The following is a 23,729-nucleotide window of genomic DNA, read 5'->3' as shown; positions in this document are numbered from 1 at the left end:
AATTGTACTGGCTTAAAAATTATTCAGGATTATTCATTGTAAATCAGTGTGTGCATTGAGATTTTTTTGTGTCATGTGTAACCTCACCACTCTACTTCTCAACCAATAGAAAATTTATTTTGAAAATAGATTGATCAAAATGGAGTTTCTTTTTTATAAAGCTTGATTTTCCTTAATTGAACTATAACACCCAGTCACAATGTACAAGTAAGAAAGCTCTTAACTAATTTAATGATCTAAAGCAAATCGACTAATCCGTCTGGAACTAATTTTAATTTATTATCTGTAAAATCGCTAATTGGCTTCCAAAGCAATTTAAAGATTGCGCCATTATCTTCTTGTCCGAAAAAAGAAGGTTTTTCATAAAAGGACTTTTCAACAAATTCAGCATCATATACAAAAACTACTTCGTGTCCAAGGTCGCCGTTATATGTAAATATGTTTTCAATTGTACCTAAATAGTTTAAGTTCTTTATATTTGCCTCGATTTCTTCAAGTACTTCTCTCTTTATTGCATGAGAACTTGTCTCCCCATATTCAATTCCTCCGCCAATTGGCCGATAGTAATGATCTCCCTTTACTTCATCGAAGCCTTCAGAGACAAGTATTGAATCGCCTTTCCTAAATACACAAATAGCAATTGCTCGAATTTGACCTTTCTTCATCCTATACCTCCATTATCTTCAGTGATTTTGCAAGATTTTTCCTTATTATAACAAATGGATAGATAAATGTTATATAACTCCTTGCTTATTTTTGTTGGAATAGCTAAGTAATTCTAACTCAAGATTATTAAAATCTTTTATTTTTTTATCGTTCTTTCTCGAGGATGCGATGGCAAAATAGCATTGTATAGTTCTAGAGATACAGGGTGCTTGAATGCACCATCTTTCCCAATCTCCTCAACTAGCTGACCGTGCTGCATCACGAGGATTCGGTCTGACATAAAACGTGTTGCTTGTAAGTCATGAGAAATGAAAATGTAAGCAAGTTGCATGTCTTTTTGGAGAGTTTGTAGTAATTGTATAATATGCTTCTGCAAAATCATATCAAGACTACTAATGGCTTCATCCAATACAATCAATTTCGGATTTAAAGCAAGAGCTCTTGCAATGTTGACACGTTGCTGTTGCCCACCACTAAGTTGCGCAGGATATTTTTGAGCGATTGTTCTATCTAACTCCACGCAGTCTAGTAATTCCATTACTTTATGTTGTCTCTCTGTTTTGCTGAAACGTTCGAAATTTAGGAGAGGTTCTTCTACTATCTCAAAAATCGTCTGCTTCGGATTAAATGAATGATAGCTATTTTGAAAGACAGCCTGTAAATCTCTACGTATTATTTTTTTGTGCTTACTTGTTGTTTCATAAAGATTAATTCCTTGAAATAGAACCTCACCTTTTGTTGGTCGTTCAATTCCTAAAATAATGCGGCCTAATGTACTTTTGCCTGAACCACTTTGACCGACGATTCCTAAACATTCACCCTCCTGAAGTGAAAATGTTACATTTTGTAACACAGGAGCTTCCTGTCCTCGTTTGAACATGAATGGTTTGTGAGCATAATGCATCTCTATATTGTTCACTTCTAGCAGCGTCATATTTTTTCACCTCTAAAACATAATTCTTGATTGTAAAAGTTTCTTTGTATAAGGATGCTGAGGCGCATCAAAAAAATCATAGACATTCGTGTGCTCAATCATTTCACCTTGATACATCACGGCCACATCGTCAGCTAGTTCAGCAATAACACCTATATCATGTGTCACAAGAATAATAGCAGCCTCTGTTTCCGAACGAATACGATCAAATAATGTTAATACTTGTTTTTGATTGACTGTGTCAAGGGCTGTCGTTGGTTCATCTGCAATATATATAGAAGCTTGTATCGCCAATGACAAAGCAATCATCACTCGCTGTAACATTCCGCCACTTAATTGGAAAGGATAATAGCGCAAAAGCTTTTCTGGATTGGGTAAATTGACTTTATACATAGCATCAATGGCAATCTGTCTCATTTCTTTTTTAGTCATTACAAAGTGAGCTTTTAATGATTCCCGAAAATGACTTTCGATTGTTTGAATACGATCAAAAGCTGTAGACGGATTTTGCATAATCATAGACAGATGCCTTCCGCGATACGCTCTCAATTTAGCAGCTGATACATTCAATAAATTTTCTTGTTGGTAGATGATTTGGCCTTGTGTGATCTGCGCCGAAGCCGGTAATGATTGCATGATAGCGCGGCAAAGCATTGTCTTGCCACTACCACTTTCCCCTATAATCCCTAAGACACGCCCTTTATAGGCTGTCAAATTGATAGAGGTTACTATATTTTTCTCACCGATTTTTACCGTTAAGTCTTTCACTTCTAAAACTTTCTCCATAATTACCCCTTTACTGGTCAAGCTTCTTGAAACTACTTGCCAAATGATTCAATAATAGCACAACAAGGACGATGGCAAGTCCAGGATAAAGCATTAATTCAGGATGTTGACGGATGTATTGTTTTCCTTCATTCACCATCATTCCCCATTCAGGGATGGGGGCCTGCACGCCAAGTCCAATAAAGGAAAAGCCTGCAATTTCTAAAATAACCTTTCCTATATCTAATACGACTATTGTTACGATAGGTGGCAGTAAATTGGGGATATAATGGCGTTTGATTAATTTGATTCCAGAAGTGCCACTGATTCTTGCTGCTTGAATAAAATCTTTTTCGTTCATTCCAATAAATAAACTTCTTATCAATCTTGAATAATAAATAAATTGCGTAAAAATAAGTGCGATCAACACATTTTTTAAGCTAGGACCTAATAAACCTAAAAGTCCAAATGCAAGGACAAGTGTAGGAAAAGCTAATAAAATATCACATATTCGAATAAATAGGAAATCTATCAGGCCTCGTTTTAGCGCAACAAAAGCACCTAGTAAGATCGCTAAAAGAATGGCTACTATTTGAATGACGAGCGCTGATCCTAAAGAATAGCGAATACCTAAAAGCAATCGTGAAAAAACACATCTTCCTAAATGATCTGTACCTAATGGATAGTCCCATGTTGGACCTGAAAATTTCTTTGATATATCGACTGCTAAAGGGTCATGAGGCATTAAAATTGGCGCAAACAGTCCTAACAAGCCAATGACTAGCAGTATCGTTAGACTAAATAATCTGAGTTCTTTATGTAATAGGCTCACTTCAATCTCTCCTGTCCTTCATCATCAGATGAGGATCCAATAGACGATGCAATACATCTGTGCATAAATTTGCAAGCACATAAATGACAGCAATAATCAATACATAGCATTGTACAACTGGGTAATCCCTGTTAATAATGGATTCTATTAAATACCTCCCAAGTCCTGGCCAACTAAAAACCTGCTCTACAATTACTGCACCACCTAGTAAATTACCAAGCGTCATACCTAACACAGTAGCTAGCGGGATAATAGCATTTCTCAAAACATGGCGTACGAGGATCACAGAGTTTTTTAATCCTCTTAGCTGTGCATATTGAACATACTGCTGTTGTAATTCCTCAATGATGGTTGTACGGATAAACTGAACGATCAGTCCAATTGTTGGTAAAGCTAATGCGAATGCAGGTAAAACCAGATGTGCTAGTGTGCCCTTTCCATTTGTCGGGAAGATCCCTAATTTCAAGCTAAATATATATAACAGTAAAAAACCTAACCAAAATGTTGGAATCGATACACTCATAATAGTCAATAGTCTAATGATTTTATCGATGATGGAATGCTTATATAATGCACTTATGATCCCTAATGGTATACTTAATCCTAAAATTAACACAAATGCAGCAACTGCTAATTCAATGGTAGCGGGTAATTTCGCGAAAAGTTCATGTGCTACTGGTAATTTACTAACAAAAGATGTACCAAAATCTAAATGCAAAACGCCTTTTATCCATAGTAAGTATTGAATAAGAAAAGGTTTGTCTGTTCCAAGTTCTTCACGCAATGCTTGAATGGCTTCTGCTGTTGGTGCAACTCTTGCCAATCTAAGAATGACCTCAGCAGGTTCTACTGGAACGAAACGAATAAATACAAAGGTCAGGATGGATACGCCCAATAGTACAAACGGTAAAGTCAAAATTCTTTTTAAACAAAACATCCATGTCGATTCATACATGCTGTCACTTCCTAATCAATCCTATGATAAAGAGAGAGCTGTCTTTGATAAACATACTCTCTCTTTTACAGTTATTTTTCTTTATCCATTTGTGCAAATGGAATATCATATTCAGATGCACGTGGAGCAAAATCCTTCATATATGGCTGATAAATCACGTTATTTGTTTCGTAAGATATAGGATAGAATAGTGCTTGATCATGGAACATTGTTAAAATATCCGTATAAAGTTGCACTCGCTCTTTTTCATCTGTACCTACTAATAGTTGATGAATGTTATTATCGATTTCTTTGGCATTTGGTAAGCCTAATTTCGCTTCATAGACACCATTAGCGTTTGGTGTAGCTGATTCATTAGCAAAGCTATGTGGATCTGTTGGTGGTCCATTTGTACGCCAGAAATTAATATCAACTTGATCATCCATTAATTTTTGCAGACCTACCATCACATCTGCGCCTTCTAAATTCAATTGTACACCTATTTTTGCTAGTTCACCTTGCATTAGTTCTGCCATAGGTTTTTGAATCGCATCTGTCGCAATGTAGATTAAATCTAATGTTAGTGGCTGTCCGTTTTTAGAGCGAATTTTTTCACCCTTCTGTAGCGTCCATCCCGCTTCATCTAGCAATTGTTGCGCTTTTTTCGGATTATATAAAATTGGCGCTAAATCAATATTGGCATAAGGCACAGCATCCCAAAATAGTGTATTGGCCACTTTTTCAGTACCATGTGTAATACTGTCAACCATCTGTTCCTTATTGATTGCATATTGAATCGCTTGACGTACCTTTAATTCTGCTAACGGTCCTGATTGTGTATTAAACAGTAGTGCTCGCGTAGATAAAGGTTCAGACGTAGCAGTTTTATATTTCCTGCTATCTTTTAAAAACGTATAGTTATCTAAACTAATGATGCCACGACCATATATTAAATCTAATTCTTCATTTTCAAAGGCCAACGAAATAGATTCTGAATCAGGGATAATTTTTACTTTTATTTGTTCTACAAGAGGTTTTTCTCCCCAGTAGTTTTCGTTGCGACTAAATAAAGCATATTCATCCTTTTTGTAATCTGTTAATACCCATGGGCCTGTCCCAATTGGTGCTTTGATTGAATCTTTTGTCGCATCACCATTAGGGAATCCATTATCACCTAAAAAACGGAAAGGTCTTACGAAGGCAAGTTCGTTTAAGACAGGGTAATAGGGTTCATCCAATTGCAAACGAATTGTAAAGTCATCCACTTTCACAACCTCTTTAATATGATTAACCATGCCCATCCAAGAATGCATATCACGATTTGCTAAAACTGCATGAAAGTTACGAATCACATTGTCTGCATTAAAAGCCGTTCCGTCAGAATACTTGACATCTTTTCTTAAATGGAAAACATAAGAAGTTTTGTCCTTTGAGATGTCCCAACTTTCTGCTAGTTTCGGCGTAATTGTTCCGTCATCGTTATATTCAACCAATGATTCATAGACCATCGCTTGTGCTGTCATTTGATTTGGTAAATATGTATGGGGATTTAATGGACCTACATCTAATGGCCATCCAATCGTTATCATTTTTTCGTCAGTCTGTTGTTTCGTTGCTGTCTCTTCCTTTTCAGTGCTTGTACAGCCAGTAAGTAAACTGAACATCATAACAAGCATGAAAGGAAGTAAGTACTTTGTCAATCTCATTTTCTGTCTCCTATCTTTGTTTGTGGTGCACTAAATGAAGAATCTACAGAGTGAAAAAAGGCATAAAAAAAACCTTATTCCAAAAGAATAAGGACAGAATAACTTACTGTGAGTAAGCCCCCATCCATCTCCCTATCTTTCGTAGATCATCAATGAATCTCCTTACAAGCAGGCATTCTGGCTCATGAATCATGATTTTGCTTCACCTTCCCAAGTATTCACTCAGTGGTAATCTAAACAAAACTCCTCATTTACAGCTGCGGGACAGCATGGGATTTACACCCATTTTCCTTTTAATTGAATGAAAGCTTTTCTTCATTCAAACTTGTAATGATTGCTATGAAATTAGTATTAAACATAACATGCTCAAATGTTCACGTCAATTTTATTTTCTGAATATAATAAAAACCTTATAGTAATGACTAACATAATAAGACCAGGAATCTTAGTCCTGGTCTTGTACAACATCGGTTGTGTAAATAAGAAAGTCTTATGGAACAGAAGATAAATCAAAGATGTTGTACACAGGACATGGCAACACCATCTGTGGAGAGCTTTGTAACGCTTCTCTTAAGTACATAAGAACCCCACTGCTTATCTGTGGGAGTAGTCAGAAAGATGTTGCGGATAAAGCCAGGCATCTTTTTTAATGATTCAATGCTCTTGGCTGACTTAAGACAGCTCAAATGATACGCCTGTTCATCAATACTTGCGTTGAAAAGGGGATGAGTAATATCTAGGATTGGCAATTGAATATCATGCTCGAAAACCGCATAAAGAATACGCTTATTTTGATTTACATTCTCCACTTTATCACCACTCTTTTTAACAATTTTTATTGGTGTTCAAGCAACAAATAGATAACCTTTATTTCGGAAATATTTTATCTTTTCCCCAATCTTCTTATAATTAAAGCATTCGTTAGTTGAAGTGCAATAACTTCACCATCTTTTTACAAAGAACGTATCCGATTATTGCTCTAACAAATAAAATATCGGTAGTAAAATCAATCCTAGTAGAAAAAGCACTGGAATCGCGGAAACAATTAAAGAAAAAATTCTCAACTTGCCCTTTTGGCTAAAAAATGCAGCTAGAAATGAGGCTACTATTAAAGAAATGACCACAACGTCCCCAATTTCCGAGGTTCCGTTCACTTCAATTGGTGTAATATTTTTTTGCAATCGCCACGTAGCTCAACATTTAGATACCCAGTTATGAATTTCATTAGCTACTTTTTTAGGGTTATCCCAATGAACCATATGATCAGTTGCTTCCATTGAAACAATGGTGACATTTTCTATATGCTGTTTTAATTTGTTGATTCCAGTTCTTCTAGCGTTTATTAACTCTTTGGGAAGAGTTGCGTGGATAAGAATCAATGGTGATTTTATGTATGGATAAGCTGTTGTAAAACTTTCTCTAAAAAATGCTTTAATAATAGATAATACAGTAAACTTTGAAGTAATAAGTTCATATTTTTCTCTTTTATTAAAAAGTGTTTGAACCATTTGTTCAATTTTTTCATTCCATCGGTCAGTATATTGTTGGTACTCCCCGATTACATCAGCCCAAGTGTCAAAAACCGAGGAATGCTCCATATAATCATTCCACCCATCATATACTTTAGAAAAGGTCATATCTTCTTGGAAATCTGGAAACGTATAGCCACCATCAAGTAAGATAACCCCTTTAATTTTTTTAGGGTACATTTTAGCATAGTGTAAAGCTATATCAGCTCCCCAAGAATGGCCCAAAATATAAAAGGGTTCTTTTAAGACTCGTTCGAATACATCGTTATACCATTTTGCAAGACTTGAAAATAGATAACCATCTTCATTTACAAAAGGAGATGTGCCTCCGTGACCTGGATTATCAAAAGATAATATATGAAAATCATCTTCTAGGTATTCAGCTAACTCAGAAAAGACTGCCCCACTATTTCCAAGTCCGTGTAAACAGACTATTGTGGGTTTAGTGTTCTTTCCTAATTCGTAATAATGGACATCCAACTCTTTAACACATAAACTAATATCCTTCATAATACCTCCTGTTTAGAATTAGTTATATTTGTTTATTTCTACACATTATTACAATGGCCCTTCTTCCACTAACCTCCCCCGTTAGCCATCTATGTAGCGCAAAAATCAACATTTCACCACAGAAAATGAAAGATTATTACGTTCTTTCATGGGAGTTGTATAGCAACATTCTTTTAGAATACAGCCTTTACAATTGACTAATTTTATCATCAAAAGTTTTATATCTTGTTCCACTAAACAGACCGTTAGTTGAATAGCAACTATCTTTTTGAATGATTAAACATAAAGTCTAATCATTCTTCTTGTACTAAAGCACCTATTTTTGTCATTCAGTCCCATACAGACCAAGCAGCCTCGATATGATTACCTGATGGGTCGGTAAAGACAAAATATTTAGCATTTTCTCCACGCATCATAATCTCGATAACTTCTATACCGTTAGCCTTTAATGATTGATGTGTATATTCAAGATCTGGACAATTCAACGTAAAAGTTTGATACAGGCGACCATCGCGTAAAAAATCTGCTGTTGTATGATCCTTTGTTTCTACAAGGAGTAATACAACATATCCTTCTGGCGGTGTTAATACTGCCACATAACCAATATCATCCTGAAATTTTGGTGCTTTAAGCTTAAATCCTAGCTTATTCTGGTACCATTCAATTGTTTCATCGATATTATTAGCTGGTAAATAGAGATAGCCAATTCTACTGAATAATGACTTTTGCTCTTCAGTAACTTCCAATTTCCTCACTCCTGATTAAAAAATTTAGGTTGGTTAATACTATTCTATAAAATCCAGTATATCCCTTTTTGCCATGGGAATTGTTCGACAAATGTTTTTTACTAACGACGCAGAATATTTGAATAAGTTTTGGAAACAATACACCTAAAAAGGGCTTGAGAAAATGAAAAGAATTGTTTTTGTTGTCTTACTTTTATTAGTTCCAATTGATGCTGTTGAGATAGTATCTGCTAGTTCTCTACAATTAACAAAAGATACATTTGAAGCCGATGAACAGCAAGAATTATCAATAAAACAAGCGATTGAATTAGCCTATCCGCCTGCATTGAAATGGAATAAAAATGCTCAATTAAAAGATGCAATAAATATTGATTTAGATAAGCCTGGAAAGTCAATCGGAAGTAACGGCAAAAGAAAGCATTGGAATATTTTATTTGGAGTGCCAGAAACTAATAAGGCTTTTTTAGTAACCATTCATGACGGAAAAATAGATGATACAAATGATTTAACGAGTGATGGTACTTCTCCTTACCCTAAAAAAGAGTTTATACAAATGAAAGATATTAAGTATGATTCACCTGAATTGCTTCAAAAAGCCATAAAAATTGGCGGTATTTATCCAGGTAAAGATTGGGCTAAAGGCTATAATTTTATGCTTAGAAAAGATATAGAGAGAAATGTTACCCTTCTAATAGTGATAGGTTGGAATAGTGACCAAACAAAATTGGAAGCAGCGGGCTTTAATGCTTCCACAGGAGAATACATTAAACCTAATTAATTTCATTCTAAATTTTTTCGTTAACGCGGACACTAGCGAAATAAGAAGGATCGAAATCAATCTTTTTTTGTTCAAAGCATGACTTTTTATATGTGAGTTAATTTCATAATTCTAATCTCTTTAGTATCAAGGGTTCTAAAACAATAAAAAACGGGCACCTCCCCAATTCGGTATAATGGTAGCGTCTAAACTAACATACTGAATGAGGTGAATGCCCTATGACTATTGTAAAACAAATGAGCCTATTTGGCATCCAAGAATTATTGGAAATGGAAAGTTCACGTCGATTTGATGCTATTTTTGCCACTTTCGACGTGCAACCTATATTTCAGCTGTTTTCCAAAAAGACGTTACGTGGTGCCCCACGTGAATTAAATTACGGTGCGATGATACAATCACTCATTATTCGTATTGTCGAACGGATTCCGACGATCAAGGATTTAATCAAACGTTTGGTCAATGATCCTTTATTTCGATTCGATTGCGGTTTTCTCGTTTCAGACGTGGTTCCATCTGAAGCGTCCTATTCGCGTATGATCGATGTCATCAGTCAATCAGATGTTCTCGACCACATGCAAGATACATTGATTCAAACTGCCTTTATAGAAGGTTTTCTTTATGATGAACACCTCGCGATTGATGCCACACATTTTGAGTCACGTGATGCGGCAAAGCCCTCGGAGAAAAAAGAGCCTGTACCACCAAAAAAACGTGGACGAAAATCAAAAGAAGAACGCGAGGCTTGGCTTACGGAACAAGCAGAAATCAAAGCCAACCAGTCAACTTATGAAAAAGAGATCAAGGACCAGCTCGATACATCACTAGAAACATTGTGGCAAGATGCGCCCATCGAACCGAATTGGGGCATTAAAAAGAACAGTGATGGCAAAAACACGTTTTGGTTTGGCTTTAAGGGACATCTCGCGGTGGCCACAAAGAGTCAATATATTGTTGGACGCCTCATGACATCTGCCAATTTGTCGGATAGTAAAGCAGCGATCCCTCTTTTAAAGAAAGCAGAAAACCTATTTCCAGGGCATTTTACGACCGCTATTTTGGATGCAGGGTATGATTACGAGCCCATTTACAGTCAATTACATACGTATCAAATGCGTGCAGTTATTCCATATAATGTCCGCAATGAAGGCGAGTACCTTGGCTTTGATGAACATTTCAGACCGACCTGTGTACGTGAACACAGCTACTGTTATGATAGCTTCGATGAGAAGTACCGAACACTAAAATTCACAAGGCCAAAGGAATGTGCAACCTGTCCGTTACGTAATGATTCCCTTTGTCAGAAGGTTTTCAAAATCAAATGTGACACAGATATACGAAAATTCACGTATCCAGCACGAGGCTCTGAACTTTGGAAACAACTATATAAAGAACGCACAGCCGTTGAACGTGTAAATGCATACTTAAAGCAATATTTTCAGTTGAACAATGTCCGTCACAAAACAGGAAGAAAAGCAAAACTTCATTTCCACCTGGTGACGTTTATTTATAATGCCTGCAAATTAGCAGTAGATCGTCTCAATGCTTTATTAGAATCACAAACTCAAGCAGCATAATTTTAAAAAACGTAAGTTTTCTTAATAGGAGTAGTCTAAGCTCTTGGAAAATATGATTTATGAAATTGATTCATGTAAAAAAATAAGACGTTTAAATTGAAAAATTACTCAAAATACAACAAACAAAGCCAACTTCTTTGCGTACAGGAAATTGGCTTTCGTTTTGTTGAAATTCACAAAATGTGGGATATATATATCATTTGGTTGGCGAGACCCCAAATGGTAACCCGCAATAATAAAATATGATTTGTTCACCTAATTGTTTATTTAAAATAATGATTGAATGTACATTCTCTGCTACCAGGCACGTTCCATCGTTCACATCATGTTTTCACCATATTCAATAAGTCCACTGAAAGTCCACTTACCAATGGCGGTTGGTTTATTTTCTTTTATCATTAAGATTTCGTCATCTTTAAATATTGTTATACTCACTACTTAATTTGATAAATTCATCCACATCTTTAACGCATAATTCAATTCCTTTTTTCCAAAAAGCTTCCGAAGTGATATCTTCACCTAAATGTTTCATCACTAAATCTTCTGTGCACATACACCCTGAATCACGAAGTAAATCCAAATAACATCTTTCAAATTCTTTACCTTTTTCTTTTGCTTTTGCAAATATGCTCAATGCAAACAAATATCCGAATGAATATGGAAAATTATAAAAAGGAGATTGTGTAATATAATAATGTGGTGTCCAGATCCATGAATGCAGTGAAGGATTATCAAGAGAACCATCATATCCTTCATCTATTGCTTCTTGCATAATTTCGTTTAAGCGTGATGCTGAAACAATTCCTTCTTTACGTTCTTCATAAAATTTCTTTTCAAATAAAAACCTAGAATGAATATTCATGAAATTCATAACACTACGCTTTAATTTCTCATCAAGTAAAAATAATTTTTCATTAGTAGATTTAGCTTTTTGCATTGCCGCATCTAATATAATCATCTCTGAAAACGTTGAAGCAGTTTCAGCAATGCTCATTGGATATTGTTTATTCACTCCATTAATAGATTTCATTGCATCGTTATGGAAGGCATGTCCTAATTCATGCGCAAGTGTTAATACATTTGTAATTGTACCGCCAAATGTCATGAAAACTCTTGATTCTTTCGAAAGTGGAAAACCTGAACAAAATGCAACAGCCGACTTATTTGCACGATCTTCAGCTTCTATCCATCCTTCACTAAATGCCTTTCTAGAGAAATTTTCTAATTCTGTTCCGAATTCACTGAAATGCTCCAAAATAAAATCAACAGCATCTTCGTATTCTATTTTTTGACTTTTTGTTGTAATAGGTGCCCAAAAGTTAAAGGATTGCATCTTTTTATAGCCATTTATTTTTGCTTTTTGATGTAGGTAGTCAGCGAAAGGTTTTTTATATTTATTAACTACAGACCACATCGCATGAAGCGTTTCCTCCTTCATACGATTTTTAATTAAAGATTCTTGTATTACATTATCCACGCCACACTTCTTGTAAACTTGTAATCGAAAACCTGCAAAATGATTTAATATTTTCGCAAATAGTTCTTCATTCTCTTTCCATGTATGTTCTAAAGCATTATGGGCTTCTTTACGAACATCTTCATTAGGATGTGAACGTAAGTTGATAGCTTGACCTACAGATAAATTTTTTTGTTCTCCATTTATTTGAACTTTTATCGTAATAGTACTCATAAAAGAATTATAAAATTGCCCCCAAGCATGATATCCATCTACCATGAGGTCCGATACTAAATTTTGTTCTCCAACTGAAAGGGTTGTCTCACCATCTTCACGCCATTCATTCAGTATAAACTTAAAGTTTGCTAAAACATCAGTATTCAGTAGATCTTTCCACAAATGGGTATCAATTTTTACCAGAGTGTTTTTCACTTTTTTCAATGCAGATTCAAAACGAGTATTTATGATCGTAATTTTCCCTTGCAGAATTATAGCATCCTGATCTTTTGGATTTTGGGCAAGAAGGCAGGTTATAAAAGAATTTGCTTGAGATACATTAGTTCGAATATCTCCTATGTAGTCAACTAAAACCGCAACATTAATTGATTCATTTATTTTTTGTGGAACATTAAAGGAATTTGTTTTTTCTTCAAATTCAGAAATTTCTTTTTCTAAATATCTTATATGTTCATGTAATTGAGATGATTTACTTCCGCCCTGGAACAGACTATCTAAGTTCCAAACTTGGCTATACTTTGTTTCGCCCATTTATTTCTCCCCCTTAAATTTTAACTATTCAGTAATAATCAAACATACATTCCCATTTTATCACATTATGGAACATTAGTGAGTGTTATTTAACAATCTTGCGCCATTGCTTAAGTAAATTGTTAATTTACTAATATAACTAAAATCAAATGGTTAATATATACGTTAATTCCCTCTTTTTTACATAGTTAAGGAATAAAGAAAGGAAGATTTGAAATTTAGATATGCGCCTGGTAATACGCAAGATCAGTCGTAATCACTTCAGCTTGATGCAATTGTCGAAAAACGAAGCGTTTAATTGAAATCAAGGAAGATTTTGAAGCAAAAGATATTCATTTTGTATCCCTGCAAGATTAAATTGACAGAACAACTGCTATGGGAAGATTTTTTAAAAATTTATATTCAATGAGTAGATAAATATCGCAGTTCCTTTTAACAACTATTCATATTATAGATTGTAGAAAGGAGGTAATAACTATGTCTGAATACTGCGGTAATGGCGGCGGCTACGGTACTGGTTCAGCATTTGCGCTAATCGTTGTACTATTCATTCTATTGATTATTGTCGGCACTAGCTTCATCGGATTCTATTAATACCCAATACCGCCATCTATCCCATAATTTTCAGGATAATATAAAGTTATCCTTTCCCTTCGAATATTTACAAAGGGTCACAATCCTCCGGTGACCCTTTTAATAGTTTCTTAAATCAAAGTTAAGTATTGAGTCGCATCTGAAGGGGCACTGAGTGTCGTTTTTGAGATAGTAAGAAAACCTCTTATCATACAGTCGGTTGAAGATATTGGTCGTGTTTTATTTAATTAGCGACGTTTTCAGCTGATGGTGGAATTGCATTTCTACTACTTATGTTCGTTAATGATACGGATGATAACGAAGAAACCTTATTGATACCCAACTGCATATAGTTAGACCAACATTAAAACATTCTTTGCAAGCAAACAAAAAAATAACATGAGACCCCACCTCAAATAGATAGATGATGCCCCCATGTTATTCTCTGTTTTTTATTCCGCTATTTACAACTATACTCTTTTGCACGTATCTGTATGATTTAGTTAATGATCTAGTTCTAAAGGTAAAAACGCATATTCTCCATTTCTAATAATCTCACATTTACGAACTGGGACAGGTTGTTTGAAAATTGGCCCATCTAATACTGTAGTATGGAACTCTCCACCTTCTCCGCAAGGGTCAATACCACGAGATTCAAGCTCCTTTATGTATTCAAGGGTTAACGTCCGTCCTAAATCTTCCTCGCGCATGCCCAAAGATAAATTAACAGTTACAATGATTGTAACAAATCCTAGGTTTATGAACTCTTCAACAGCTTCACGATGATCCATCTCCCATAAAGGCATGCCTAGTTTTAATCCAGCATTCTTCGTAACCTTGTCATGCCAGCAACCATGTTCAGGCATATCTAAGTCTCCTGTTATTAACACTTCTGCCCCTTGATTTTTAGCTTTTTCTAAAAGGCGCATAAATATTTTTTCATATTCTGTCCAGCTTGCTGCTGCAGTATAAACAGGTAAACCTATCGATTTAGCTTGAGCACGTATAAGTTCCGGAGGCATTCCATGGGATCTTGAACGTTCGCCTTCTTCCTCCAACATGACGATTAATCCAAGCGCTTCTCCAACCTTCATTGCTTTATATAAAGCTAAGACACTATCCTTTCCCCCGCTAAAAGAAGCTATGAATTTATGCCCTCGAGCATTATTTTTCCAATCTATTAATTCTGCCATGCATATCTTTCCCCTTTAATTTCTAATGACTTTTTATAAGCTCCTCCTAGAATAACATGAAAACTCATATGCAATTGCACATGAGTTTTCAAAGAGGCTTGATCTAATTGTTTTGCTCAAGGCATTGGTAAATTGCCATCATATCTCGTTTATTCAATTCACGAATACGGTTGAAAATTGGAATATCTGCAACAGCCTCCGTGATTAAACTTTCAGCGACAACGTCATTGACTTTGCCCGTTAGCCATGTTTGCACGTCTACACCATCGACAATTTCCTTACGTCCTGCATCATTGATACCACTTGCAGAGCAACTAACACATGGTACGGATAATTTATAGACGCCATCATGGAGATTGTCTTCTGAAATGACTTTCTTCCCATTACAGAATGGACATTTATGACTTGCTTTAATTTTATTAATTTGTGTCACAATTTTTTTGTAGCCAAATGCTTCATAGACGTACGTTAGTTTTTTGTATTTTCCATTAGTGAAATATTGGTCAATGATAGTTTCTCTCGTTTCGTCAATATTGGCAAAATCACAAATTGTTAGGAGATTTTTGCTGCTTATTGCTTCGATATTGTCTTTAATTTTGTCCCAGAATGGTAAAACATTATTTAGTACTATTTCATAACCGGCAAAGCTTGCTAGATCTAATTCAAGCATTTTCAACGATACTTGCGTTTCTCTAGGAAGTAAAGAGACATCTTCCGTAAGAGTCAAATCGCCGCCTACAATTGCTTTTAGTTTTTCAAGCTCTGGTAAGTTCCCTACAGTTTTTATGACTTGATCGATAGGTTGATGTATTATCTCGCGAATATCAGTGTCTTCAAACGTTAGTTTTTTCTTATGGTTTAGCACCGCACCTTGACAAATTGGACAGGCAATCATTTCTTTTGATTCTTTCATTTGCTCTTTAATAATTGATTTCGAAATAACGATATAACGTCCAAGGATAAAATTAAAACCTTCCCATTTTTTTGAGGACTTACTTGCTTTATCATAAAATGATTTTTCCCAATAACCATATAGGAAGGTATGTCTTTCTTCCGTTGTCATCTCATTGTAGCTTTTACTAATATCTTGACCCAGTTCATTCTTGATCTCATCAAAAAGGAATTGTAATTTCGGATATTGATAATATTTTAATACTTCCATCACGTCTGGATGTAATAAGCCATCCCAGAATGGCACTGTTTTGTCTTGTATGACGATATCGAAATCAAATTTTTCAATTTCCAGGCGGCCAGAACAGCTAGGGCAATGATTTTCTTGGCTGAAGAAATCGAAGCTTCTCGTATCTTTATTCGTCGGATGTGCAGCCACGATATGGTTAATCAGTCCACCGATTTCATATAAAAAACTATACTGACTATACAAGTGTCTTTCTAGATCAATGGCGACGACAGGTGCGATTGTTGCGGATTCATACTCACCATAAATTAAACGGGCCATTGATGACAAGCTTTTTAAAATACCACCTTTATAGATGTTTTCGGCATTTTTAAAATAGCTAATATGATTTTTTTCTAAATAATGCATGCCTTTTTTTGAATCAAGTGCTGAAGATATTTGCAATGAAGGATCAGTATTTATACTGTTATGCTGACTGAAATAATCATCTTGACTGACAACATCAAGATGTCGAACAGGTTCCTGCTGTCTCTTCCCAAAATCAACGATAAAATCAGAGCTTTCTATCATATAAGCATTATGCTCAATCATCATAATAGAAACGGATTCATCTTGCAGAATGTCCCTGACACTATCAATGAATTGATTTAAAATATTTTGTGATAAACCTTTTGAAGGCTCGTCAAAAATAAATAGCGTATGGGGGTTTCTTGCGTTCGAAAACAGCTCTGAAACTAAATGAACACATTGAAATTCACCTGTCGATAAAGATTGTGTTTTTCTTTCCAACGTTAAATAACCGAGCCCAAGTTTGATTAGTAAACTTAAGCGTTTATGAGCGATGTCTTCATTTGGAAGCTCCTCAATAATGTCTTCAATGGAACGTTGGAAAATATCATCTATGTCGTCACTGTATTTCGTCATTTTCTTTTTAATATCAAGAAACGTTGCAACAGTTGATCGACTAGTAATCGATTGGTTACGGTCTTGTCCTACCATAACCAGTTTATCTTTTGGATATCGTTTTAAGAAATCCTTAGAGATACACTCATTGACAAGGGTCGATTTCCCACAGCCAGACTCACCTGTAACGGTTACTAGTCTATTTTTAGGAATTTGAATGTCAGCCATTTCAATATTACGGCAGTAAAGATCATGAAATTGATAATAATCTGTAGGTACTGCCTGATTTCGTTCACAATGAATTGGCTCTGGACGCGGTGATTCTTCGACGATTCTACCGCCGTATTTCCCACTACCTGGCCCGAAGAATAGTTGCTCATCCGATGTATCGAGTACCGTATCAGAATGATCAATTAGCCAAATTTGGTTTTTATAGCCCAATTGTTTAATTTGTTGTAAAATTTTCAACAGCGTTTGGTGATCAAGACCAACAGAAATTTCATCAATAATAATTACGGTATTTTCACTAGAAGCCATAAATTCTGCTAAGTAAAGTCGTGTTAATTCCCCGCCTGATAAAGTGCCCATGATCCTATTTATTGTTAAGTAACCAATATTCATATTGATAATATTTTCAAGAATATGTTGTCTCTCTTCGCTAATATTTAATTCTTCTGAAAGGGAATAAATCGCTTCAATACTTAAATTGTTAATATCCGAAATACTATGTGGCTGATTCCATAATTCTAGCTTATATTGCTCAACTTCCGGACTGTAACGCTTGCCCTCACACTTTTTGCATTCGACATTTTTAGTTGTTCCACGTCCTTTACATGCAGGACACCAGCCTAATGCATTATTAAAGGAAAAAACCTCTGGCGAAAGATCAAACTGATCTGCCAGCTTTTCACGAACCTCTTTAAAAACGCCTGTATGCGTACCGACCGTTGAACGTGGATTAGTAGAAATTGATGATTTCCCGAGAAAAAGGACTAAAGGCATTTCTTCCATCTTAATGGCACTGAAATTCGTTTCCATAATATCGGGAAACAAATACTGATATTCAGCCTTTGGCAATAAAGAAACAAGACGTTTCTTAGATTCTTCACCAATTGTTTGACAAAATGTAGTTTTGCCAGAGCCGGACAATCCAGCAATTCCTAATGATTGATCTTCCGACAAGTCGACATCTAAGCGGTTTATATTGTTAGCAATTAATTGATTTATTTTCATCGGATATTCTCTCCATTCCATCTAGTATTGTCATGTTAGCACAACTACTACTGGATTTGTTATGTTTATGACATGCCAATCAATTATGCCTCGGCATAATTGCGTCCGGAATCAGCTTTGTGCAAGCACAAAGTACTCCTTTCCGATTCCGTGACATCCGCCGGAGGCTTTAACTTCTTTCAGCCTTTGCTGAAAGAAGTTAAAAAAATGACGCTTTCCGTGTTCCGAAAGCGTCTAATTGTTGAAGAACGGTTTATTTTATTCATTTCCTATTGGATACCTGCTTTTGATCTTGAAAAGCAGGTATCCTAATGAAGAAATATTTTTACAGTTCTGCTAACACTTTTTCGAGCTGATTACCATTGTTAATCCAAGCGTATTTAGCTCCTTCGATTGCTCCTTGACGAGCTTTTGTTGCTTCACTGAATCCGCTTTGATCAAGATGTAAATGTGTAGTTCCATCTGAACCTTCTGTCAACGTCCATGTCACAGTAGTAGTTTCTCCGGCACTTGCCCAAGTGTAAGATAATGTATGAGGTTCTTCTACTTTAAGTACCTCGCAATTGACAATTCCATCCCACCATTCATTTGGCTCAGCTCGGAATTGGAATTTATGTCCTACGATTGGTTTAAAGTCATTTTTCCATATCCATTTTGCAAGAGTGTCTGAATCCGTTAATGCGTTCCAAACTTTCTCAATTGAACTTGTAAATTGATAATCTAAAGATACATCTGCTTTCATTTTTCTTCCTCCAATAAAAGATTTAATATAGCCATTCTTTCTTTCCAGAATCCTTCGTAATACGATACCCAATCTTGAATTTCCTTTAACGGACTGGCATTCAAACGATACCTCGTTTCTCTACCAACCCTTCGAGCAATTACGAGATCAGCATCTTTAAGGATAGCCAAATGCTTAGAAACTGCTGTACGCCCCATTTGAAATTGAGACGTTAATTCGTGAAGAGGTAATTCTTCCGCATCTGCCAACAAGCGTATTAATTGGCGTCTTGTTGGATCAGCAATAGCAGCATAAATATCACGGTCTTGAGTCTTTTCGCTCAAAATCGCCCTCCCCCTTATGAATTGGACACTAAATGGTGTCTTAATTATATGACACCATTTAGTGTCCAGTCAATTTTTATTTTGAGATAATGGCAATAGTTTTATACTCTTAACATTAATTAAAATCCATTTTGCTATATAATCATTTTAGAAAATGCATTGGAATTTGTGTTAGGTTTGGATTCCTCGCGTACTTGTAGTAACACTAACAGTCTAAGCCTATTTGATCACTCGATTTTTTTGTTTTCAATAAAAAAACAAACCGAAATTAGATCATTCGATTTGTCTTATTTAATCCATAAAAATTTATTCTCTGTAGTTGACTACTACGTAACGTAATACTTTATATTCTAGATATCAGGGGTGATTATTAGTGAAAACAATTAAAGAAATTTCGAATTTAACGGGGGTTTCAGTTAGAACCTTGCAATATTATGACATAATTGATTTATTGAAGCCTTCAAATTATACGCTATCCGGATATCGACAATATGATTCAGTGGCACTAATTAAGCTGCAGCAAATTTTATTCTATAAGGAACTGGGATTCTCTTTGAATGAAATTAAGTTATTGCTAAATGATCCTACTTCTGATTATCAAACTAAACTATCAAGGCAACGTACGCTCATGTTACAAAAGAAAGAAGGACTTGAAAGTATAATTTCCTTGATAGATTCTATTCTCAAAGGAGAGAAAGTTATGGATTTTGAAGTATTTAAAAAAGTATTGGGCAATAAAATGCCTTCTGAAGTTAAAGACAAAGAGCAACTAGCAAACCAACTTAGCGCTGAAAATTTCACCTCTATAAAAGAGGTTTGGGGCGAGAAGGAGTTTCTTAATCTACCAACTATTTCGAAGGATGAATTTGATGAGTTTATGGAGCAAAGCGATATTCTTTTAAAAGCTCTAGCCCAAGAAACTGATGAGTTAAAGCAAATGCACATTATTAGTAGTTGGATCGAATTGCATGTAGCTAAGTTCAATATTAATAACCCTAAAGCTTTCGCAAAGATTACTTCTCATCTATATGAAAGCGACGAAAATGCAATAGCCCAAGTAAACCCAAAGTTCGGAGCAAATTTCAATAAAGTATTATCTAGTTTGCTAGCTAAATTTTCTGTATAAAATTACTATAATGCTTGGATAGTAATGCAAAAAAATTCCATCTTGCTCTAGTAATACCTACTAAAATGATTAGGGAAGGTTGAATATGTTCTTTCCCTAATCATGCATGTTAGAACAAATTATAATTTTCATCCAGAGAAAAATCAAAAACACAGTCGAGTTGATGCTGTTGATTCGTTCGTACTAATCCGAATACATCTCGGTTGCAACACATCAATCAATGCTTCGTTTGTTATTTCCTCAACAGCTACCATACTGAGAGTCTTTAACAAATATTTTTGATAATCTTCATCAATTACTTCCGTCACATATTGAGCTAAAATCCGTCTTTTTCTTGTTGATTTCAATTTAAAACGCAAGTAAATCATTATACATTGTCTGCTGCGTTGCTGTTAATTGTCCATCAGAATACATGATAGCAAAACGCTTCAATGCTAAAAGTGCATTCTTCTTCAAAGCTGAATCTAGTTTCCCAGTAATTTTGATTTGACCAAAGGCTGTTGCATAGGTAATCATGTCACTTTGCATCATATCCATTTCATGCTCTTTTGCCATATCACGCACAGCTTTTTCATCCAATGTGTCAACTGATATATAATGCATTCCCCATATATTCTCTATTAAATGTTTCGGGAAAGTAGCAAAGTCATTGATGCGCTTCTTTCTTATGCCTTCTTCCATTTCATAAAGTGTATCAGACCCTTCATCACTACCAAAAGGTGCTTCTTCATCACCACAATCATAATAAAATTCTTCTGTGAAATGGGCGACAAAACGTGGGTGTGACGTTTTTGGATGTGGACCATATTCCCCTATATCAAAGTAAAGACAATTATCAAAATCAAATGTAGGATTTTCTTGATAGCCTTTTTTTATTTTACTAGCTATTAACTTTTGGGCTTCTTTTTCACAAATTTCTTGTGACTCAAATTCTTTCATATCATACTTCCCGATCGTTCCATTTTTTCCGTAATGCACACATATTGTCATCCCAAAATAATCAATTGTCCAAAATTTATTTGATTTTTCGTCTTGATATGTAAAAGCTTTTTTCATCTAACTGCACATCCTCTCCAGAGCCCTTTGGTCCTGTCAGATTTCCCCATATCGCACTCGTCAATTCAAGCAAAACGAATACCTCCCTCTAATTACCACTCACGCCAATCATCTGTTAACTCATAACGTCCAAGATTCTGACTTTTAGTAAGGTCATCAATATCAAATCCACAACGAATCAGCACTTGGTCAAAATAGTCGCAAAGCTCCTCTCGTTCTTCAGTTTCAATTAATCCGCCTCCACCTACCTCATTAATCTCATTTAGGGCAAGTACTACCGTTTCAATAGATTTCATAATTGCAGGATAGCTATCTGGCTGATTTGGCAGTTTCGCAATGGATGCTGCATACTGCTCTAGCACCATTTCCGTCTGATGAATAAAACTATCTGGAAACAATTCCGCGTAAATACAGTCATCTTTCTCAATCAATCCAGCAGTAAATTCTTCCTCTTCTTCTCTTTTAGCATTGCGCCAGCGTGACGTTGGTCGAATATCTTGCATAGGCCATTCCCCTTTATCTTGAGTTTCTAATTAGTAAAAAATCCCTCTTTAAAAGCCTTTATAATATAGTGTATTGGGTAGCATCGTAACAGTTATTTAAACATAACTCACTACCATTCACGTTCTCTTAATGCGTCTTCAATATCAAGCTTCACGTTGTATACATCCAATATATCAATAACAGTTAATGCAATACTATCTCGTGCAACAGTTTCAATTTCACTGTCATGTTCTAAGAATTCGTCTTCTAAATCATTTATCGCACATGTAATTTCATCAAATTTTACTTGTATATCTTCTAATGAATGGGGACCTTGCTCTAAATAGCGGACAATTTGCTCCAATATACCTTTAATTTTATCTACTAAAAATTTAGGATAATAACTATCTTGATACATACCCTTTAAATAATTGATTTCTTTCATCTTAAACTCCTCCTTTAACTCTACTATCCTTCAATAATCTCCAAGTAAAACCAGTTCTTTTCCCCCTCTATTTATCCAATATCGCCCTGGAAAATAAATCCTGTATCTTTTCATCATTTTCACAAGCTTTTTTAAATCCAACAGCGAATCGCAACAATACGTCCTTTTCGCTGGCATACGCACAGAACATATCTGCTTCTGGGTCGAAACGTACAATGCCTTCTAGCTCTGGTAACTTCTCTTGCAAATACACATCCGCAAGCGAGCACCAATCGTAGCCGTTACCTTGGAATCCTTCGTCTGCCCGTGTTTCAAACAATTCCTGTTTATAAATGCCTACTTCTAACAGGAACGAAATATTTCCACTATCATGTTCTAGCCAACAAAAAGGTTTTAGTTCTTCATTCACCATTTGAGCATGTAGACTAGCTAGCTTATCCGCTGTAAAACTTAATATCCCCTCTTGACTTACAATTTCCCCCTGCTTTATGCGTTCATTTAACCAACTTGAAACAAAGTCTGGGGCATATCCTCCTGTACTGAAACCTTGTGCAAGTGCAATGATATTCTTGTAATCCGCTAAATATTGAGCTTGCGTCACCTTCGAATTAGCACCAGTGTACAACCAAAATTGGATATCATACATCAGCATGGATATCTCGTCTGCATGTAAAGCAAAATAGCCTTTGTCCTCTACAATTTGCGTACAAATACCTCGAATAACTGCTTCTATCCGATTTCCCTCTCCAGCTTTCTCACATAACGACTGTAACAAAGGAGAGAAGGGTACATGTTTCACCATATCTAAATCGTCAAGTTTATCTTGTTCTGATGTATCGAATACTTCCTCATTCACCAATCCGACAATAAAAGTCGCAAAGTTCGGCGCAAGGAAAGTAATATAGTAATCTGCCTCTTGGTCTACATGTACAACAGCAGGTTCACCATCTGCACCACATGCACGATAATCAAGCATAATGACATCATGACCTGCTGACGGGCAATCGGCTATGACAACGCCAATATTTGGGTAGCCCCATTCTTCCAACATAAAACTACTTCCCAAACTGCCACACAAGCTATTAGCCTTTTCGCGACCAATGCCCATAATCCCTGTAATCGCCACATGATTTTCTGCCGATACGAAAAACATATACATTTCTTAAAAAATGTAAACATCTCTACTGTGACACAACTTATATCTTCCGACTTTCGTATTTGTGTCTTCCTTATTCTCCGAGTCTGGTTTCGCCAAAGCTACTACCATTTAGTATGACTCTCCAAAGGCTTAAATTCCGCAGTATCGTTGCGTACAC

22 protein-coding genes and 1 riboswitch are annotated in these 23,729 nt (G+C 35.6%); of the genes, 4 read left to right on the top strand and 18 right to left on the bottom strand.

The annotated features are described in order from the left end of the window. Positions 1 to 236: 236 nt before the first annotated feature. The 9 genes from ABH966_RS04940 to ABH966_RS04900 form a co-directional block, all read right to left on the bottom strand. Positions 237 to 665, bottom strand: a complete 429-nt coding sequence (locus tag ABH966_RS04940; RefSeq protein ID WP_370076315.1) for an NUDIX hydrolase — start codon at positions 663 to 665, stop codon at positions 237 to 239. Between the two features lie 137 nt (positions 666 to 802). After that, the gene (locus ABH966_RS04935) at positions 803 to 1,600 is read right to left on the bottom strand and encodes an ABC transporter ATP-binding protein (protein WP_370076313.1); all 798 of its coding nucleotides are present in this window, start codon (positions 1,598 to 1,600) and stop codon (positions 803 to 805) included. Positions 1,601 to 1,612: 12 nt separating this feature from the next. Then, a complete protein-coding gene (locus tag ABH966_RS04930; protein WP_370076311.1) occupies positions 1,613 to 2,386 on the bottom strand; it encodes an ABC transporter ATP-binding protein in 774 nt (257 codons plus the stop codon). A gap of 10 nt (positions 2,387 to 2,396) precedes the next feature. Then, positions 2,397 to 3,197: an ABC transporter permease subunit gene (locus ABH966_RS04925; protein ID WP_370076309.1), complete on the bottom strand. Its 801-nt coding sequence runs from the start codon at positions 3,195 to 3,197 to the stop codon at positions 2,397 to 2,399. A 1-nt stretch (position 3,198) separates the two neighbouring features. Then, entirely contained in the window at positions 3,199 to 4,152 is a 954-nt protein-coding gene (gene nikB / locus ABH966_RS04920) for a nickel ABC transporter permease (RefSeq protein ID WP_370076307.1), read from the bottom strand. Positions 4,153 to 4,223: 71 nt separating this feature from the next. Next, a complete protein-coding gene (nikA, locus tag ABH966_RS04915; protein ID WP_370076305.1) occupies positions 4,224 to 5,837 on the bottom strand; it encodes a nickel ABC transporter substrate-binding protein in 1,614 nt (537 codons plus the stop codon). Between the two features lie 150 nt (positions 5,838 to 5,987). Then, positions 5,988 to 6,181: riboswitch (cobalamin riboswitch) on the bottom strand. A gap of 165 nt (positions 6,182 to 6,346) precedes the next feature. Next, a complete protein-coding gene (locus ABH966_RS04910) occupies positions 6,347 to 6,646 on the bottom strand; it encodes a hypothetical protein (RefSeq protein WP_370076303.1) in 300 nt (99 codons plus the stop codon). A 384-nt stretch (positions 6,647 to 7,030) separates the two neighbouring features. Continuing rightward, the gene (locus ABH966_RS04905; RefSeq protein ID WP_370076301.1) at positions 7,031 to 7,876 is read right to left on the bottom strand and encodes an alpha/beta fold hydrolase; all 846 of its coding nucleotides are present in this window, start codon (positions 7,874 to 7,876) and stop codon (positions 7,031 to 7,033) included. A 329-nt stretch (positions 7,877 to 8,205) separates the two neighbouring features. Next, positions 8,206 to 8,622 carry a VOC family protein gene (locus ABH966_RS04900; RefSeq protein WP_370076299.1) on the bottom strand — a complete coding sequence of 139 codons (417 nt, stop codon included), beginning with the start codon at positions 8,620 to 8,622 and terminating at the stop codon, positions 8,206 to 8,208. A 163-nt stretch (positions 8,623 to 8,785) separates the two neighbouring features. Here ABH966_RS04900 and ABH966_RS04895 point away from each other — a divergent pair, with 163 nt between their 5' ends. Further along, positions 8,786 to 9,400 carry a hypothetical protein gene (locus tag ABH966_RS04895; RefSeq protein ID WP_370076297.1) on the top strand — a complete coding sequence of 205 codons (615 nt, stop codon included), beginning with the start codon at positions 8,786 to 8,788 and terminating at the stop codon, positions 9,398 to 9,400. Between the two features lie 218 nt (positions 9,401 to 9,618). Next, positions 9,619 to 10,974: a transposase gene (locus ABH966_RS04890; RefSeq protein ID WP_370076295.1), complete on the top strand. Its 1,356-nt coding sequence runs from the start codon at positions 9,619 to 9,621 to the stop codon at positions 10,972 to 10,974. Between the two features lie 415 nt (positions 10,975 to 11,389). On the opposite strand, the gene ABH966_RS04885 is transcribed toward ABH966_RS04890, so the two are convergent. Continuing rightward, a complete protein-coding gene (locus ABH966_RS04885) occupies positions 11,390 to 13,198 on the bottom strand; it encodes a M3 family oligoendopeptidase (RefSeq protein WP_370076293.1) in 1,809 nt (602 codons plus the stop codon). 477 nt (positions 13,199 to 13,675) lie between these two features. On the opposite strand from ABH966_RS04885, the gene ABH966_RS04880 reads away from it, so the two are divergent. After that, positions 13,676 to 13,792: a YjcZ family sporulation protein gene (locus ABH966_RS04880; protein ID WP_370076291.1), complete on the top strand. Its 117-nt coding sequence runs from the start codon at positions 13,676 to 13,678 to the stop codon at positions 13,790 to 13,792. 482 nt (positions 13,793 to 14,274) lie between these two features. On the opposite strand, the gene ABH966_RS04875 is transcribed toward ABH966_RS04880, so the two are convergent. The 4 genes from ABH966_RS04875 to ABH966_RS04860 all read right to left on the bottom strand — a co-directional run bounded on the left by ABH966_RS04875 (position 14,275) and on the right by ABH966_RS04860 (position 19,303). Next, the gene (locus ABH966_RS04875) at positions 14,275 to 14,964 is read right to left on the bottom strand and encodes a Dph6-related ATP pyrophosphatase (protein WP_370076289.1); all 690 of its coding nucleotides are present in this window, start codon (positions 14,962 to 14,964) and stop codon (positions 14,275 to 14,277) included. A 103-nt stretch (positions 14,965 to 15,067) separates the two neighbouring features. Continuing rightward, on the bottom strand, positions 15,068 to 18,238 hold the full coding sequence (locus ABH966_RS04870) for an ATP-binding cassette domain-containing protein (protein WP_370076287.1): 3,171 nt from the start codon (positions 18,236 to 18,238) through the stop codon (positions 15,068 to 15,070). Positions 18,239 to 18,563: 325 nt separating this feature from the next. Beyond that, positions 18,564 to 18,980: an SRPBCC family protein gene (locus ABH966_RS04865; RefSeq protein ID WP_370076285.1), complete on the bottom strand. Its 417-nt coding sequence runs from the start codon at positions 18,978 to 18,980 to the stop codon at positions 18,564 to 18,566. Then, positions 18,977 to 19,303 carry an ArsR/SmtB family transcription factor gene (locus ABH966_RS04860; protein ID WP_370076283.1) on the bottom strand — a complete coding sequence of 109 codons (327 nt, stop codon included), beginning with the start codon at positions 19,301 to 19,303 and terminating at the stop codon, positions 18,977 to 18,979. The genes ABH966_RS04865 and ABH966_RS04860 overlap by 4 nt, the downstream gene beginning before the upstream one ends. Positions 19,304 to 19,676: 373 nt before the next feature. On the opposite strand from ABH966_RS04860, the gene ABH966_RS04855 reads away from it, so the two are divergent. Next, positions 19,677 to 20,429 carry a MerR family transcriptional regulator gene (locus ABH966_RS04855; protein WP_370076281.1) on the top strand — a complete coding sequence of 251 codons (753 nt, stop codon included), beginning with the start codon at positions 19,677 to 19,679 and terminating at the stop codon, positions 20,427 to 20,429. A 348-nt stretch (positions 20,430 to 20,777) separates the two neighbouring features. Here ABH966_RS04855 and ABH966_RS04850 read toward each other — a convergent pair whose 3' ends face one another. The 4 genes from ABH966_RS04850 to ABH966_RS04835 all read right to left on the bottom strand — a co-directional run bounded on the left by ABH966_RS04850 (position 20,778) and on the right by ABH966_RS04835 (position 23,566). Further along, on the bottom strand, positions 20,778 to 21,485 hold the full coding sequence (locus tag ABH966_RS04850) for a WGR domain-containing protein (protein ID WP_370076279.1): 708 nt from the start codon (positions 21,483 to 21,485) through the stop codon (positions 20,778 to 20,780). Between the two features lie 92 nt (positions 21,486 to 21,577). Next, positions 21,578 to 21,988, bottom strand: a complete 411-nt coding sequence (locus tag ABH966_RS04845) for a hypothetical protein (protein WP_370076277.1) — start codon at positions 21,986 to 21,988, stop codon at positions 21,578 to 21,580. Positions 21,989 to 22,098: 110 nt separating this feature from the next. Further along, positions 22,099 to 22,413, bottom strand: a complete 315-nt coding sequence (locus ABH966_RS04840) for a DUF5713 family protein (RefSeq protein WP_370076275.1) — start codon at positions 22,411 to 22,413, stop codon at positions 22,099 to 22,101. Between the two features lie 67 nt (positions 22,414 to 22,480). Continuing rightward, positions 22,481 to 23,566 (bottom strand): Imm51 family immunity protein, encoded by a 1,086-nt coding sequence (locus ABH966_RS04835; protein ID WP_370076274.1) that lies wholly within the window; start codon positions 23,564 to 23,566, stop codon positions 22,481 to 22,483. Between the last annotated feature and the right edge of the window lie 163 nt (positions 23,567 to 23,729).

The organism is Lysinibacillus sp. RC46 (genome assembly GCF_041262385.1).
GTDB lineage: Bacteria > Bacillota > Bacilli > Bacillales_A > Planococcaceae > Lysinibacillus.
This window is presented reverse-complemented; position numbering and strand designations above follow the sequence as displayed.